General features: G+C 39.8%; 13 protein-coding genes. 9 read left to right on the top strand and 4 right to left on the bottom strand.

What is annotated here, in order from left to right:
• Positions 1 to 43 precede the first annotated feature (43 nt).
• The 7 genes from lpdA to E0H87_RS07720 all read left to right on the top strand — a co-directional run bounded on the left by lpdA (position 44) and on the right by E0H87_RS07720 (position 8,399).
• Positions 44 to 1,477: a dihydrolipoyl dehydrogenase gene (gene lpdA, locus E0H87_RS07750; protein WP_131323067.1), complete on the top strand. Its 1,434-nt coding sequence runs from the start codon at positions 44 to 46 to the stop codon at positions 1,475 to 1,477.
• Positions 1,478 to 1,652: 175 nt separating this feature from the next.
• The gene (gene sucC, locus E0H87_RS07745) at positions 1,653 to 2,819 is read left to right on the top strand and encodes an ADP-forming succinate--CoA ligase subunit beta (protein WP_131323066.1); all 1,167 of its coding nucleotides are present in this window, start codon (positions 1,653 to 1,655) and stop codon (positions 2,817 to 2,819) included.
• Positions 2,820 to 2,830: 11 nt separating this feature from the next.
• Positions 2,831 to 3,721, top strand: a complete 891-nt coding sequence (sucD, locus tag E0H87_RS07740) for a succinate--CoA ligase subunit alpha (protein ID WP_131323065.1) — start codon at positions 2,831 to 2,833, stop codon at positions 3,719 to 3,721.
• Positions 3,722 to 3,853: 132 nt separating this feature from the next.
• Positions 3,854 to 4,528: a response regulator transcription factor gene (locus E0H87_RS07735; RefSeq protein WP_131323064.1), complete on the top strand. Its 675-nt coding sequence runs from the start codon at positions 3,854 to 3,856 to the stop codon at positions 4,526 to 4,528.
• A 196-nt stretch (positions 4,529 to 4,724) separates the two neighbouring features.
• Positions 4,725 to 6,959 (top strand): primary-amine oxidase, encoded by a 2,235-nt coding sequence (tynA, locus tag E0H87_RS07730; protein ID WP_227547345.1) that lies wholly within the window; start codon positions 4,725 to 4,727, stop codon positions 6,957 to 6,959.
• A gap of 70 nt (positions 6,960 to 7,029) precedes the next feature.
• Complete coding sequence (locus E0H87_RS07725) at positions 7,030 to 7,785, top strand: TorF family putative porin (protein WP_165493947.1); 756 nt, start codon at positions 7,030 to 7,032, stop codon at positions 7,783 to 7,785.
• A gap of 251 nt (positions 7,786 to 8,036) precedes the next feature.
• Entirely contained in the window at positions 8,037 to 8,399 is a 363-nt protein-coding gene (locus tag E0H87_RS07720) for a hypothetical protein (protein ID WP_227547334.1), read from the top strand.
• Between the two features lie 37 nt (positions 8,400 to 8,436).
• On the opposite strand, the gene E0H87_RS07715 is transcribed toward E0H87_RS07720, so the two are convergent.
• From E0H87_RS07715 to trpS, 4 genes are all read right to left on the bottom strand, one after another.
• Entirely contained in the window at positions 8,437 to 9,255 is an 819-nt protein-coding gene (locus tag E0H87_RS07715) for a VOC family protein (protein ID WP_131323060.1), read from the bottom strand.
• A 117-nt stretch (positions 9,256 to 9,372) separates the two neighbouring features.
• Entirely contained in the window at positions 9,373 to 11,082 is a 1,710-nt protein-coding gene (locus E0H87_RS07710) for a flotillin family protein (RefSeq protein WP_131323059.1), read from the bottom strand.
• 24 nt (positions 11,083 to 11,106) lie between these two features.
• A complete protein-coding gene (locus E0H87_RS07705; RefSeq protein WP_131323058.1) occupies positions 11,107 to 11,748 on the bottom strand; it encodes a YqiJ family protein in 642 nt (213 codons plus the stop codon).
• A 382-nt stretch (positions 11,749 to 12,130) separates the two neighbouring features.
• Positions 12,131 to 13,144, bottom strand: a complete 1,014-nt coding sequence (gene trpS, locus E0H87_RS07700) for a tryptophan--tRNA ligase (RefSeq protein WP_131323057.1) — start codon at positions 13,142 to 13,144, stop codon at positions 12,131 to 12,133.
• Positions 13,145 to 13,342: 198 nt separating this feature from the next.
• On the opposite strand from trpS, the gene E0H87_RS07695 reads away from it, so the two are divergent.
• Together E0H87_RS07695 and E0H87_RS07690 are read left to right on the top strand one after the other, a co-directional pair.
• Complete coding sequence (locus tag E0H87_RS07695; protein ID WP_131323056.1) at positions 13,343 to 14,269, top strand: DUF808 domain-containing protein; 927 nt, start codon at positions 13,343 to 13,345, stop codon at positions 14,267 to 14,269.
• Between the two features lie 39 nt (positions 14,270 to 14,308).
• Positions 14,309 to 15,220 carry a neutral zinc metallopeptidase gene (locus tag E0H87_RS07690; protein ID WP_131323055.1) on the top strand — a complete coding sequence of 304 codons (912 nt, stop codon included), beginning with the start codon at positions 14,309 to 14,311 and terminating at the stop codon, positions 15,218 to 15,220.
• The last annotated feature ends 447 nt before the right edge of the window (positions 15,221 to 15,667 follow it).

The following is a 15,667-nucleotide window of genomic DNA, read 5'->3' as shown; positions in this document are numbered from 1 at the left end:
ACAGGCTTAGAGCGATCCTCTAAGCCTGTATTTGGAGATAAACATGTCTCAACAATTTGATCTTGTTGTAATTGGCGGTGGCCCAGGTGGCTATGAAGCAGCAATTCGTGCAGCACAATTGGGCTTTAAAGTTGCGTGTATCGAAAAACGTATTCACAAAGGCAAACCATCTTTGGGTGGTACTTGCTTAAACGTGGGTTGTATTCCGTCTAAAGCATTACTTGACTCTTCACATCGTTATGAAGATACCGTACATCACTTAGCTGATCACGGTATTACCACAGGTGATGTGAACTTTGATTTGTCTAAACTTCTTGCACGTAAAGACAAAATTGTTGACCAGCTTACCATGGGTATTGATGGCCTTCTCAAAGGTAATGGTATCGAGTGGTTAAAAGGTACAGGTAAATTACTTGCAGGTAAAAAAGTAGAATTTGTATCTCACGAAGGTGAAACTCAAGTTTTAGAACCTAAGTACGTGATTCTTGCAACGGGTTCTGTGCCAATTAACATTCCATCAGCACCAGTTGATCAAAACATTATTGTTGACTCGACTGGCGCACTAGAATTCCAAGAAGTACCTAAGCGTTTAGGTGTGATTGGTGCTGGTGTGATTGGTCTAGAGCTTGGTTCTGTTTGGCGTCGTTTGGGTGCTGAAGTTGTTGTATTTGAAGCAATGGATGCATTCTTACCAATGGCTGATAAAGCTTTGGCAAAAGACTATCAAAAACTTTTGACGAAACAAGGTCTTGATATTCGTGTTGGCGCTAAAGTTGCTGGTACAGAAGTCAATGGTTCAGAAGTTACTGTTCAGTACACCCAAGGTGGCGAAGACAAAACTCAAACTTTCGACAAGTTGATCGTTTGTGTAGGTCGTCGTGCATACGCTGAAGGTCTATTGGCTGATGATTGCGGCATTAAACTCACTGAACGTGGTTTAGTTGAAGTGAACGATTGGTGTGCAACGTCTGTTGAAGGCGTATATGCAATTGGTGACTTAGTTCGTGGTCCAATGCTTGCACATAAAGCAATGGAAGAAGGCGTAATGGCTGTTGAGCGTATTCACGGTCATGCAGCTCAAGTCAACTATGACACCATCATTTCTGTGATCTATACACACCCAGAAGCGGCGTGGGTCGGTTTAACTGAACAGCAAGCGATCGAGAAAGGTCACGAAGTGAAAACGGGTCAATTCGGTTTCGCTGCAAACGGCCGTGCAATGGCTGCTGGTGAAAATGCTGGTTTCGTGAAGTTTGTTGCGGATGCGAAAACAGATCGTTTACTCGGTATGCACGTGATTGGACCTGCTGCGTCTGATATCGTACACCAAGGTATGATCGCACTTGAGTTTGTATCTTCTGTTGAAGATCTACAGTTGATGACTTTTGGTCACCCAACGTTCTCTGAAGTTGTACATGAAGCTGCATTGGCTGTCGATGGTCGAGCAATTCACGCAATTCAGCGTAAGCGTAAATAAGATAAGAAAAGAGCGGTTTTAACCGCTCTTTTTTTTTGATTAAAGGTTGTTTTTAGCAGAACAATCTACTACAAATAAGAAAGAAAAAATGTAATAAGGACTAATACCAAATAAGACGTGAGTCTAGGGATTAGTCAGTCCATAACAAAGCAAAGAAGTAGTAAAAGGTTAGTCAATGAATCTACATGAGTATCAAGCCAAAGCGTTATTAAAAAAATATGGTATGCCTGTTCAAGACGGTGTATTGGCAACCAATGCAGAAGAAGCTGTAAAAGCCTTCGAGCAACTTGGTGGAAAATTTGCGGTCATGAAAGCGCAGGTACATGCTGGTGGTCGTGGTAAAGCTGGCGGTGTTAAAGTTGTAAAATCCAGTATTGAAGCGGCAGATTATGCAAACCATATCATCGGTACTCGTTTAGTTACTTATCAGACTGATGCCAATGGACAGCCCGTGAATAGCGTTTTGGTTTGTGAGGATGTCTATCCAGTAGAACGTGAGTTATATCTTGGTGCAGTCGTTGATCGTTCAAGTCGACGCGTAACTTTTATGGCATCGACTGAAGGTGGTGTTGAAATTGAAAAAGTTGCAGAAGAAACCCCAGAAAAAATTATCAAAGTAGAAGTAGATCCATTAGTAGGGTTACAGCCTTTTCAAGCACGTGAAGTTGCATTTGCTTTGAAATTAAAAGATGCTCAGGTTGCGCAATTTGTGAAAATTATGACAGCTGCATATCAGGCATTTATTGAAAATGATTTTGCTTTATTTGAGATTAACCCATTATCTGTTCGTGAAAATGGTGAAATCTTATGTGTCGATGCCAAAGTTGGTATTGATTCAAATGCTTTATATCGTTTGCCAGAAGTTTCTGCACTTCGAGATAAATCACAAGAAAATGAACGTGAATTAAAAGCATCTGAATTTGATCTGAACTATGTTGCTTTAGAAGGCAATATTGGATGTATGGTCAATGGTGCAGGTTTGGCAATGGCAACCATGGACATCATTAAACTATATGGTGGGCAACCTGCAAACTTTTTAGATGTCGGTGGTGGTGCAACCAAAGAGCGCGTTATTGAAGCATTTAAATTGATCTTGGCAGATACCTCGGTACAAGGCGTTTTGATTAACATTTTTGGCGGTATTGTTCGTTGTGACATGATTGCAGAAGCCATTATTGCTGCGGTTCAGGAAGTACATGTGAGTGTTCCTGTCGTGGTTCGTTTAGAAGGCAACAATGCGGAATTGGGTGCAAAAATTCTAGATGAATCAGGTTTGAAATTAACTTCTGCAAACGGCTTGGCTGATGCAGCAGAAAAAATTGTTGCAGCAGTAAAAGCATAAGGAATGCCATCATGAGCGTATTAATTAATAAAAACACAAAAGTATTGGTACAAGGTTTCACAGGTAAAAATGGTACGTTCCATTCTGCACAAGCACTCGACTATGGAACCAAAGTCGTGGGTGGGGTGACTCCGGGTAAAGGTGGCACGACGCATTTAGATTTACCCGTCTTTAATACCATGAAAGATGCTGTGCGCGAAACGCAAGCAGACGCATCTGTGATTTATGTACCAGCACCTTATGTACTTGATTCGATTATTGAAGCTGTCGATTCAGGGGTTGGACTGATTGTGGTCATTACCGAAGGTGTACCAACCTTAGACATGTTAAAAGCCAAACGTTATTTAGAGACCAATGGCAATGGAACACGTTTAGTCGGTCCAAACTGTCCTGGAGTGATTACACCAGGCGAATGTAAGATTGGAATTATGCCGGGTCATATTCATCAACCGGGTCGTATCGGGATTATTTCACGTTCAGGGACTCTAACTTACGAAGCTGTTGCACAGACCACTAAACTGGGTCTTGGGCAATCCACCTGTATCGGTATTGGTGGCGACCCAATTCCGGGTATGAACCAAATTGATGCATTAAAACTATTCCAAGATGATCCAGATACAGATGCCATTATCATGATTGGTGAAATTGGAGGTTCGGCTGAAGAAGAAGCAGCTGAATATATTCAGTCGAATGTTACTAAACCTGTCGTGGGTTATATTGCAGGAGTAACCGCACCAAAAGGTAAGCGTATGGGGCATGCTGGTGCGATTATTTCAGGTGGTAAGGGGACTGCTGAAGAAAAATTTGCAGCCTTTGAACGTGCTGGAATGGCGTATACACGGAGTCCTGCCGAGCTCGGTTCTACCATGTTGCAAGTATTGAAAGAAAAAGGTTTAGCTTAATTTTTTTCAGACTCATTGAGTATAGAAAGCGTGTGTTACTTAGGTAGCATGCGCTTTTTTACGTTTATCGCATTACATTTGGTACATAAATTGCTCTGAGCAAGTATTCTTTCAAAATAGTGTCTTGATACGATGCAAGCGGTAAATTGGAATCAGTTCAGCGAAGAGTTCACCCGTAATATCCAAAAAGTGCTGCCATTTGATGGATTGGTTGCATTTCAGATCGACGCTGAAACAACAGCGAGTCAATACTTGTTCAAGGGCATACCTTATCAAGCAGTGAATGAATACTTGGGGCGTATGCAATATTTTGATCCTGTGCATTTTCGTTTTGCATACCATCAAGCTGATATGAAGTTTAGTGTATTACAAGCAGCCGAATCGAATGAAGACTATGATGACTTTAGAAAAAAATGGGATGTAAAAGACACGATTGAGCTTTTTTTTAGGCAGAATGGGGTTCCTGTACGTGGTATGAGTTTAGTTCGATCTTCAGCGTATACGGAATTTTCCGATCAAGAATTAAAAATGATAGAGTCATTTTATGATTTAACAGCATGTTGTTTTAATCAAATTTATGATGTTTCTAGCCATCAGGTCAGTCTATTTAATGAAGGTCTAACAGAGTCACTAACCCGACAAGAATCTAAAATATTAGGCTTGTTATGCAAAGGTTTAAATAATCAAGCGCTTGCAAATGAAATGCATTGTGGAATATCCACCATTAAAACCCACCTACAGCATATCTATCAAAAAACACAGGTCAGAAGCCGTCAGGAATTAATGAGCCGTGTACTGTCTGGCTGACCTCCTTAATAGATTAAAATGCAATCTATCTTCAATTTTAAAAATCATCCTTTGGGATGATTTTTTTGTATAGGGAACAGCGTAATTTTTCAGCATAGAAAAACAGTTTGTAAGGCTAAGGAAATCCGCGATGAAAACATTACATTCACAAATGCTGAAAAAATATCTTAAACAAATATCAAATGTTGTTGGTGTAATGGCAATTGGTGCATGTGCAACTCAAGCTATGGCGCATGGTGAAGCAGCGAAAATGTTACCGTTACAACAAGCCATGCAATCGGTTGGTGCAACGGTACAGCAAGATCAATATGCCAATGTCTACACCATCAGCAAAAACTCGACCTTAGTCCGAGCAAAACCCAATTCAACCACCATTATGGTGAATGGCAAGCCATTAAAAATTTCAGCACCCATTATTGTAAAAGATGGTCAAGCTATGGCATCTGAAACATTGGCGAATGAGATTTTCCAATCTGGACTTGATCAAACTTTTCAAGTTGAAACGGTAAAGCATCCGTTAAATACTTTAACGACAGAAGAAATTCAGTCAGTGACTAAAATTATTCAGGCAGATCAACGTGCACCAAAAGCATTACGTTTCAGTCGTATTCGTTTGCAAGAGCCTGAGAAAAATGCGGTTTGGAACAGTGTACTGAATCATACTGAGTATAAAGGCCCACGCTTAGCCGAATTTAGCTTATTGCAAAGCGGTAATATTATTGAGGGTGTGGTTGATCTGAACACACAACAAGTGACGGCTTGGAAGGTCTTGCCTGCAACGCATGGCATGGTGTTGTTGGATGACTTTATGATGGTCCAAGAAGTTATTCAAAAGAGTCCAGAGTACAAAGCTGCGTTAGCAAAACGTGGCATTACAGATGTGACCAAAGTCGTGGGTACACCACTGACTGTAGGATATTTTGGTGGTGAAGATGGTTTAAACAAAGAACTTAGCCTACTGAAAATTGTCAGTTATCTTGATGTGGGTGATGGTAACTACTGGGCACATCCAATTGAAAATCTAGTTGCTGTGGTTGATTTAGACAAAAAGAAAATTGTCAAAATTGAAGAAGGCAGTTTAGTGCCTGTACCTATGACACCACGTCCTTATGATGGTCGTGATAAAAAGGCACAAACACGTAAGCCTTTAAATATTGTGGAACCTGAGGGGAAAAACTACAGCATCTCAGGGCAGTATATCCACTGGGGTAACTGGTGTTTCCATGTCGGGCTTGATTCTCGTGTAGGTCTACAAGTCGGTACCGTTACGTTTAAAGATAAAGGTGTAAAACGCAAGGTGATGTACCAAGGAAACCTTGGCGGCATGGTGGTTCCTTACGGTGATCCAGACATGGGCTGGTACTTCAAGTCTTATCTCGACTCTGGTGAATATGGAATGGGTACGTTGACCTCATCTATTGAGCGGGGTAAGGATGTTCCTGAGAATGCTGTACTGCTTGATGCAGTGATTGCTGATTACGAAGGTAAACCAATGACGATTCCAAATGCAATTGCTGTATTTGAACGTTATGCGGGACCAGAGTTTAAACATCAGGAAATGGGGCAAACCAATGTAAGTGCCGAGCGCCGTGAGCTTGTGGTGCGCTGGATTAGTACAGTCGGTAACTATGACTACATGTTTGACTGGGTCTTCTCAGACAATGGCACCATAGGGATTAATGCGGGTGCTACAGGTATTGAAGCGGTGAAAGGGGTAAAAGCTTCAACGATGCATGATGCAACAGCCAAAGAAGACACCCGTTACGGTACTTTGATTGATCATAATATTGTGGGAACAACCCATCAGCATATTTATAACTTCCGTCTAGATTTAGATGTCGATGGTGAGAACAATACACTGACCCACATGAACCCAGTTGTGAATGTGAATAAAAAAGGTGTGCGTAAGAGCACGATGGAAATCGAAAAGCATGTTGTGAATAACGAACAAGAAGCAGCAGAGAAATTTAATCCATCGACCATTCGTTTAATCAGTAATTATTCGAAAGAGAACAAAGTCGGCAATCCAGTTTCTTATCAACTGATACCATTTGCTGGTGGTACACACCCAATCGCCAAAGGTGCAAACTTTAGTCCAGATGAATGGTTATTCAAGCGTTTAAACTTCATGGACAAGCAAATTTGGGTCACCAAATATAATCCTACAGAATTATATCCTGAGGGTGCATATCCAAACCGTTCTGACAAAGATACAGGTTTGGGGCAATTTGTTCAAAATAACGACAACATCGACAACAAAGACTTGGTGGTGTGGTTAACCACGGGGACAACACATGTGGCTCGTGCAGAAGAGTGGCCAATCATGCCTACGGAATGGGTGAATGTATTGCTTAAGCCGTGGAACTTCTTTGATGAGACACCATCTTTGAACTTGAATACACCAAAAGATACAACAACACATCAACACTAATGCTGCGATAGCAATCCAATATGCCATATCAAGCATTTGATATGGCATGTCTAAAGATTTGGGGGAATCTATGTTTAAATCATGTGCTCAACAGTTGTTGACTGTGTCACTTTTATTGGCTTCGGCAGCGACTTTTGCTGAAGAATCGACTGAAACTACACCTGCAATTAGTGTTTCAGGTTCAATGACCATGGCAACGGATTACCGTTTCCGTGGTGTGTCAATGTCGAACCGAGATCCATCTGTTCAGGGGGCTTTAAACTTTACACATAAATCTGGGGCGTACTTAAGCCTATGGGCATCAAATGCCGATGTGGGCGCAGGAGGGAATGTCGAAGCTGACTTTTTTGTGGGCTATATTTTACCTATCACAGAAAAATCATTCTTAGATATTAACTATGCCGATGTCAATTATCCGGGCACGATCAAAGAATATCACACCGATTTTAGTGAGTTTGGTGTGAATTATAACCATAGTGATTTAATGATAGGGGGTGACTATTTCACAGCGGGTGTGTTTTACTCACCTGAGTTTGCCTTTAAATCAGGTACAGAAATCTATTTAAATACAAGTTATAAGTTCCCAGTGTATAAAAATATTAAACTTGTTTCGAGCTTGGGTTATACCAAACTGGAAGATAATGAACAGTTTGCTAAAGCCTTTGGTGGTGATGGTCAGCAAGATGATTATTTCGATTATAAAGTAGGTTTGGGTGCTGAAGTCTTGGGGCTGAGTTCAGAGTTGGTATGGATTGATAATAATATTGATAGTGATGCCAATATGATGAAAGGCAGTGTTGTATTCTCTTTGACCAAACAATTTTAATCTAGAAAATAATTATTTTAAAGTGATAAAGGGCATCAAGATGATGAAGCCCTTTTTCTTTTAGAAAGGATTTTTATTTTCTGAAAAATCAGAGTTGTAGTTTAATTTGGCATGGTATGTGATGTTGTTTACCTATGCTATATTGATGCATAAAATTCTATTTTCACAACACCGTATTACAGATGTTAAGACATGTTTATGTGTTCTTTTTCCGAATATTCACTCTGATTTTTTTATTGATGAATGCTGCTATGGCCGAAAATAAAGATGTCTACATGGATGAATTTCTTGGTGATGATATTTTTCATTATTATCAGCATCTTGCGGAGCAGCATAATGAAAAAGAAAATGATTATAGTGTAGTCAATAATGACTTTTATGAGAATGAATATATTCGGGTGTTTAATTACACTGCTTATAATTCTGATAATTTCACCAATAAACTCGGGACAGGTGAGTTCCATAGTTCAGATTTAGATGCTTTAAGAATATCATTTGGTTATGGTATTGAAATTAAATTGAATAAGCGAAATAAACTCGGCTATGAGTATCTGTCAAATTTCCCCTATGATCGTGGGCAGTTAATCCGCTTTTTTTGGGTGCGGATCTTCTAAAAATTGATAATGACAAATAGATTTTATTTTTTCAAAATCAGCAGAGATCTGCCAGAATAATTTTATTCATACGTGTAAGTGCTGCTAAGGCTTTGGGCTGTGTTGCCAATATTTGTGCAATATTTTCAGGAATGACTTGCCAACTGATTCCAAAAACATCTTTGCACCAACCACAATGGCTTTCCGAGCCATGCTCAGTAAAATAATTCCAGTAATAATCAATTTCTTGTTGTGTTTTACAGGGAATCACAAAAGAAACCGATTCATTAAAATCAAAAATATGGGGATCTGGACTGTCTTTTGCCATGAATGTGAGATGGTTCAAGCTGAACATACAGTCTTGGATTTGTCCTTTTAAATCACCTGAAGGGTAGCGAAGCAGTTGATGACGCTGAAAATCTGGAAAAATTTTTTGATAATATTGTAAGGCTTGTGAACACTGGTTTTGATGGATACCACAGAATAATAAATTGGGAAGAATGTGTTGTTTTGTTTTATCACAGTTACCCAGTTGCAATTGCCATGTGTAGCCAAACTGATCTTGAACCCAACCATAATAAGCATTCCAAGCATAATGTCCGAGATCAATAAGACTTGTACCACCGAGAATCAGTTTTTGCCACAATGCAGTAATTTCTTGGCGACTATCGCAAATAACAGTAAAAGAGATGGCTGGATTTGGTAAGAAATAAGGCCCTCCATTAATTCCAATAAAGCATTGATTGGACAAAGATGCTTTTACGACAGTTGGATTATGTTCATGGATCATGCTGTTTGGAAAAACAGAGCAATAGAATTCAAACGCTTCTAACGCTTGATTATCAAACCACAAAGCAGGATAAATCGTAAGATGCATGCATGGTCCTTGTGTTTAGCTATAGGGTTGAATTTTAACCGAGTGCGAAGTTGCAATATGTAATATTTTGATGAAAAAAGCGCAACAGAAGTTGCGCTTAACTTTAAAAAATCGAATTTACACTTTGCTTTGCGGTTTCAGTTGTTGAGTCAAACCATTGATATCACCACCATGAAGCCCAAGTTCACTCATTAGACTATCAATTAATGGAGCTTGTGAGCGATAGCGTAAAGCACTATTCACAACTTGATCGGATAGGGAAGCCGTTGAATGCTCAGGTGCGGATTCATGACTATGAGGATGTGCAACACTTCCTAAACCATTGACCTGCAAAATTTTAATATCATCAATACCTTCCATTGGTTTAACACTTTCACGAATAATTTCAGGTAGATATTTAAGTAAAGCCAGTCGAATTTGCATTTCAACTTGCTCAGATGACAAGGTGTTATTGGCCTCATGTACTGCGCGAGTACCTTCAGCATCAACTTGATATTGTTTTTCCATGGCTTGTGCCAGTAAAATTTTGGCATCTGCTTCACCTTTGGCATGTAAGCGGGCTTTTTCTGCTTCTGCTTCCGCAGCAATTCGAATTGCTTCCGCTTCGTCCACCGCTGCTTTTTTACCTGCTTCGGCAGCAACAGTAATGGCAATCGCATCTTTTTCAGCAGCTTGTTTTGCTGCAACTAATTCAACCGCTTTTTCACGTTCAGCACGTTGAGTTTCACGGACGGTGAGAACCTCTTCTTCTGCTTTGACAGCCTGTGCACGGGCTTGATCTGCTTGAGCTTTGGCTTCTGATTCTGCACGAGACTTTTCAGCAATCGCAATTGCGCGATCTTGCTCTGCCAATTCAATGGTTTTCTTTTGCTCAACTTGGGCTTTTTGAATGAGTTGAGCTTTCAAAATATTTTCATTTTCTACGTCACGGGCGGAAGCGATACGCTTTAATTCAACTTCACGTTCAGCCGCAATTTGTGCTTCTTCTGCCTCACGTTTTTTAGCTGCTTCTTGCGCTGCAATTTCTGCAAGCTGTTCAGCTCGACGAACTGAAATTTCACGTTCTTGTTGTAATTTGGCATATTCTTCTTCACGTAGAATTTGTAAACGTGCTTGCTCAGCTTCTAAGTTTTTAGTTTTAATTGCAAGATCTGCATCTTGTTCAATGACATTACGTTTTTTACGACGGTCTTCAATGGTCTCGGTCAGTTTGGTTAGACCTTCTGCATCGAACGCATTTTGCGGGTTAAAGTATTTAAAACTGGTCTGATCTAAGCCAGTTAAAGACACCGTTTCAAGTTCTAAACCATTCTTAAATAAATCTTCTGATACGACTTGTTGAACTTTTTGCACGAAGTCCACACGTTTTTCGTGTAGTTCTTCCATCGCCATTTCAGCAGCGACTGCGCGCAAGGAGTCAACAAATTTACCTTCCACCAAATTTTTCAGTTCATTCGGTGACATGGTTTTACGACCTAAAGTCTGAGCCGCTGTTGCAATCGATTCTGCTGTTGGTTTTACCCGCACATAAAACTCTGCCATCACATCTACACGCATACGATCACGTGTAATGAGCGCTTGTTCTTCTGCACGAACTACTTCAAGTCGAAGGGTATTCATGTTGACTGGAATAATTTCGTGCAATACAGGAAGCACGATGGCACCGCCATTCAAGATGACTTTTTCACCACCAAATCCTGTGCGCACAAATGAAATTTCTTTGCTTGAACGTTGATATAAGCGGGCGACTATAAAACCAATCGCAATAATTGCGACAAAAATAATGCCTGCAATCACGAATAGATTAATAAGATTTGAATTTAGCATCGTATACTCAAAATTTAAGTGTTGTTAAGTTTCAGAACGTATGGCTTGAAAGCCCATTTTTGTTTTTTGGGTCAAAATTACTTGCTGACCTTGTTTAAAGGCATCTTCTTGCTCTGGTTCAACCAAAACATAATGAATTTGTCCAAATTGATCTTTGACTTTGGCTTGTGCAGGGGAATGGGGTTTAGCAATACCAATAACAATTACGGCAGTACGACCAACCAGTTCTTCACTAAATATTGCTGTGGTTTCATCTTGCGGTAAAACTCTTGAGACAACTTTTGCGGTGAAACGGACCAATGGCATACACAAGAAGAAGCTGGCGGGAGCTAACAACCAAGCACTCCAATAGCTTCCTGTAATGAAGTGAGCAACGGTTTGTAATAGCAGCCCAAACAGGCCAAAGATAGTCAGAAAAATAATAAACCAGATTAATAAAGGCACACGCCCCAAATATAACCAGTCCAAGACCTGTAACAGCCAACTGGCTTCAGTATCTATATCAACTTCAGGTGAAGTGAGATCAGCGGGTAAAAGTTGGTCGAGAATACCTTGAGTACCACCACCCAGTAACAATAAAGTCAGCTCAAAAAAGGCAAAGAGAAAGAGTAGGCATATAGAAATGCTAAAAATGAGATTTGACGGGTGCGTCACAAGTTCCCACATGATCGAATTCTCTTTTTTTAATGTTATTTATAACAAATAAAATACAAATTTATTCTTTAATGTCTAAGATATCACCGAAATGAGAATAAGTCTAAAAAACTTTGAGACAAAAAAATACGCAACGATTGGGGTGATCATTGCGTAGAACAACGAATCTGTTTGCACAGTTCGGTTAAGGAGAAATGTTATCAATTTAGGATTCCCTAAATCATGTGCTAATGGTAATCGGAATGAATTTTAAGATCATGAGCAATCACGTTACTTCATGTTAAATAACGTTAATAATAAGAGGGTCTTGTGATCAGGTTGGTATTTTTTTGCGCTATAAAAAATTAAAGGCCTTATATTAAGACCTTTAATGTATGATGCAGTTTAAATGAGCTTAGAAGTGGAATACACCTAAACCAGATTTCACTTCATCTAAAGTTTGTTGGGTAATATCACGGCATTTATCTGTGCCAGTCTTTAAAATATCCATAATATAATCAGGATCTTTGGCAAGTTCGATACGACGTTCACGAATTGGTCCGATTAACTCTTTTAAGACAGCTTCCAAGCGTTTTTTCACGGTACCATCGCCTAAACCACCACGACGATAATGTGCTTTTAATTCTTCAACTTCTTCTTTATTTGGATCAAAAGCATCTAAATAAGTGAATACGATATTACCTTCGACTTGACCTGGATCTTCAATACGCAGGTGGTTCGGGTCGGTATACATGGCATTTACGGCTTTTTTAATGTCTTTATCGCTGGCATCAAGCACGATGGTGTTGCCTAAAGATTTTGACATTTTTGCCTTACCATCAAAGCCTGGTAAACGACTCATATTCGAAAGTAGTGCTTTACATTCTGGTAATAGGTCTTGACCAATTTGACGGTTAATACGACGAACAATCTCGTTGGTTTGTTCAATCATTGGAATTTGGTCTTCACCAACAGGAACAACAGTCGCTTTAAATGCGGTAATGTCAGCAGCTTGAGCGACTGGATAGCATAGGAAGCCTGCTGGAATATCACGCTCAAAACCGCGCATCTGAATTTCAGATTTAATGGTTGGGTTACGCTCTAGACGTGAAACGGTCACGAAGTTGAGATACAACATCGTGAGTTCATTTAATGCAGGTAAACAAGATTGCACACAGATGGTCGTTTTGGTTGGATCAATCCCAACTGCCAAGTAATCGGTAGCAACTTCAAGAATATTACGACGTACTTTTTCAAAATTGTCGGCATTGTCAGTCAGCGCTTGAGCATCTGCCAACAGCAAATGTTGATGATGCGAATCTTGTAAACCCACACGTGAACGTAACGAACCAACAAAATGACCTAAGTGAAGTTGCCCTGTAGGACGGTCGCCAGTCAAAATGACTGGACGATTATCTTGATTACTCATTTTCTTTTCCAAAAAGTAGTGTATTTACTACATCTGCAGTCAATTAATGGGCTACATTGTACGGCATAATTTTTTTTAATGTCAGTCAGAAAAAAATAGAAGTCAAAAAAAAATAAATTGGGACAGAAATCATTAAGCAAATACAGTTTTTTTCTTTATATCACATTAAAATAAAGCAAAGTTCTTAGGATAAATATAATGGCGAGTAGCTTATTAATATTATTAGATGATATTGCGACTGTATTAGACGATGTTGCTCTGATGAGTAAAGTTGCAGCAAAGAAAACAGCTGGCGTTTTAGGGGATGACTTGGCATTGAATGCGCAGCAAGTCAGTGGTGTACGAGCTGACCGTGAATTGCCTGTGGTTTGGAATGTCGCCAAAGGGTCTTTTATTAATAAATTAATTTTAGTTCCTCTCGCTTTGCTGATTAGTGTAGTTGCACCTTGGCTAATCAATCCATTATTAATGATTGGTGGTTTATTTTTATGTTATGAAGGTGTGGAAAAAGTTTTACACAGTTTGCAACATCGTAAGGCGAGCAATGAGCAGGAAGCAGAAGAAGAGCTTAACACTATTGAAACTGACCTCGTTACCTATGAGAAAGAGAAAATTAAAGGTGCGGTTCGTACCGACTTTATTCTGTCAGCAGAAATTGTGGTGATTTCATTAGGTACTGTGGCAACAGCAACCTTTATCAGTAAACTGACCGTACTCAGCATTATTGCAATTGTAATGACCATTGGTGTGTATGGATTTGTTGGCTTGATTGTCAAAATTGATGATATTGGATTGTACTTAACTCAGCAAAGCTCGAATCTAAAACAGTCGATTGGACGTTTTTTACTGGCTTTTGCACCTAAGCTCATGAAAACCTTAACTGTAGTAGGCACCATTGCGATGTTCTTGGTGGGGGGCGGGATTATTAACCATGCAGTTCCACTGATTCATCATTTTACAGAAGATACTGTGGATCACTTAGAGTTGATTCCAAATTTTGGCAGCATTGTTGGGGCATTTACACCGACATTAATTAATTTGATGATTGGTATTGCCGCAGGTTTGGCAGTCATTCTTGTACTAACTGTGTTTAAAAAGATTTGGCCGAATTCAAAACAGGCTTAAGCTATAACGGTCTACTTCATAAAAATAAGGAATCAGGCTATGCGTTGGAAAGGTCGTCGCGTCAGTAGCAATATTGAAGACCGCCGTGGCGGTGGTGCTGGTCGTAAAATGGGCGGCTTCAGTATTCTTGGCTTGGTGGTTGCATTTGTCGCGTGGAAATTTTTTGGAGTAGATCCGCAGCAGGCGTATCAAGCCACTCAACAAGTGACACAGCAAGCTTCGGTTGGTGCAGAAACCAAAGGTTTGGATAATCCAAGCCCAGAGCAACAAGAAGCCATTGATTTTATTGGTACAGTGTTGGCAGATACTGAAGACACATGGAATACGGTTTTTCAGCAGCAATTGAATCGGCAATATACCGCACCAAAACTGGTGATGTTTACTGGAGCTGTCAATTCAGGCTGTGGGGCAGCGCAGGCGGCGATGGGACCATTTTATTGTCCAGTCGATCAGAAAGTTTATATTGATACCACTTTCTTTAAAGATATGCGACAGCAAATGGGGATTAGTGGCGAACAAAACCAGACTGAACTTACTCGCCAAGATCAAGCGGGCGACTTTGCTCAAGCCTATGTAGTTGCACATGAGGTTGGGCATCATGTGCAGAATCTTTTAGGGATTTCCGATCAGGTTCATAAAGCACGCACCCAAGCTTCGAGAGTTGAAGCCAATCAACTTTCTGTCCGTCAAGAATTACAAGCAGACTGCTTGGCAGGTATTTGGGCCTATCACAACCAACAGCGGACCCAATTTTTGCAACAGGGTGATATTGAAGAAGCGATGGATGCAGCCCATAAAATTGGGGATGATTATTTGCAAAAGCAATCTACAGGGCAGGTTGTGCCTGACAGCTTCACGCATGGCTCGAGTGAGCAGCGGATGAAATGGTTTCAAGCTGGTCTTAAATCAGGCAACTTAAAAGACTGCGATACCTTTAATCAGCCGATTTAATTTTTAAGCAGAACCTAAAAGGCGTAATTTAAATTACGCCTTTTTTATGTGTGATTCATATACAGAATGCCTGCCTAGAGAATGAATTTCACTGAGTAGTGTTGAGTAGTGTTTTGGTCGAAATTGCTGATCGCAACGTATCGATCTGAGTTGAATCTTTGTAGAGATTTTCTGGTGTTATTTAGTTTGAGTAGATGAGCTGAATGCCCAAGATCTTATAACATTAGAAGAATAAGACCGCTGAATAAGAAATTTCTAGGTATTAATTTAAGGAAAAATGACATCTAATAGGTTGATTTCAATACCTTAAAGGTATTGGTGGTGATGGGAATCATCAGCTTAGTTAAACCATATTTTTAAAATAATGAATAATAATTCATTATTTGTGAATAATAATTCGATACTTATATTGAAAAGACAAAGACTTAGTCTTAATTTCATTGTAAA

Source organism: Acinetobacter sp. ANC 4178, assembly GCF_004331175.1.
GTDB lineage: Bacteria > Pseudomonadota > Gammaproteobacteria > Pseudomonadales > Moraxellaceae > Acinetobacter.
The sequence above is the reverse complement of the archived record's forward strand: the minus strand, read 5'-3'. Positions and strand labels throughout refer to the sequence as shown.

Bases quoted from the DNA above. Each gene is read 5' to 3' on its own strand.
- E0H87_RS07725 (WP_165493947.1), top strand. From the start codon at position 7,030: ATGTTTAAATCATGTGCTCAACAGTTGTTGACTGTGTCACTTTTATTG.
- E0H87_RS07695 (WP_131323056.1), top strand. From the start codon at position 13,343: ATGGCGAGTAGCTTATTAATATTATTAGATGATATTGCGACTGTATTA.
- E0H87_RS07735 (WP_131323064.1), top strand. From the start codon at position 3,854: ATGCAAGCGGTAAATTGGAATCAGTTCAGCGAAGAGTTCACCCGTAAT.
- E0H87_RS07710 (WP_131323059.1), bottom strand. From the start codon at position 11,082: ATGCTAAATTCAAATCTTATTAATCTATTCGTGATTGCAGGCATTATT.
- E0H87_RS07720 (WP_227547334.1), top strand. From the start codon at position 8,037: ATGGCCGAAAATAAAGATGTCTACATGGATGAATTTCTTGGTGATGAT.
- trpS (WP_131323057.1), bottom strand. From the start codon at position 13,144: ATGAGTAATCAAGATAATCGTCCAGTCATTTTGACTGGCGACCGTCCT.
- sucC (WP_131323066.1), top strand. From the start codon at position 1,653: ATGAATCTACATGAGTATCAAGCCAAAGCGTTATTAAAAAAATATGGT.
- E0H87_RS07705 (WP_131323058.1), bottom strand. From the start codon at position 11,748: ATGTGGGAACTTGTGACGCACCCGTCAAATCTCATTTTTAGCATTTCT.
- E0H87_RS07690 (WP_131323055.1), top strand. From the start codon at position 14,309: ATGCGTTGGAAAGGTCGTCGCGTCAGTAGCAATATTGAAGACCGCCGT.
- lpdA (WP_131323067.1), top strand. From the start codon at position 44: ATGTCTCAACAATTTGATCTTGTTGTAATTGGCGGTGGCCCAGGTGGC.
- sucD (WP_131323065.1), top strand. From the start codon at position 2,831: ATGAGCGTATTAATTAATAAAAACACAAAAGTATTGGTACAAGGTTTC.
- E0H87_RS07715 (WP_131323060.1), bottom strand. From the start codon at position 9,255: ATGCATCTTACGATTTATCCTGCTTTGTGGTTTGATAATCAAGCGTTA.
- tynA (WP_227547345.1), top strand. From the start codon at position 4,725: ATGGCAATTGGTGCATGTGCAACTCAAGCTATGGCGCATGGTGAAGCA.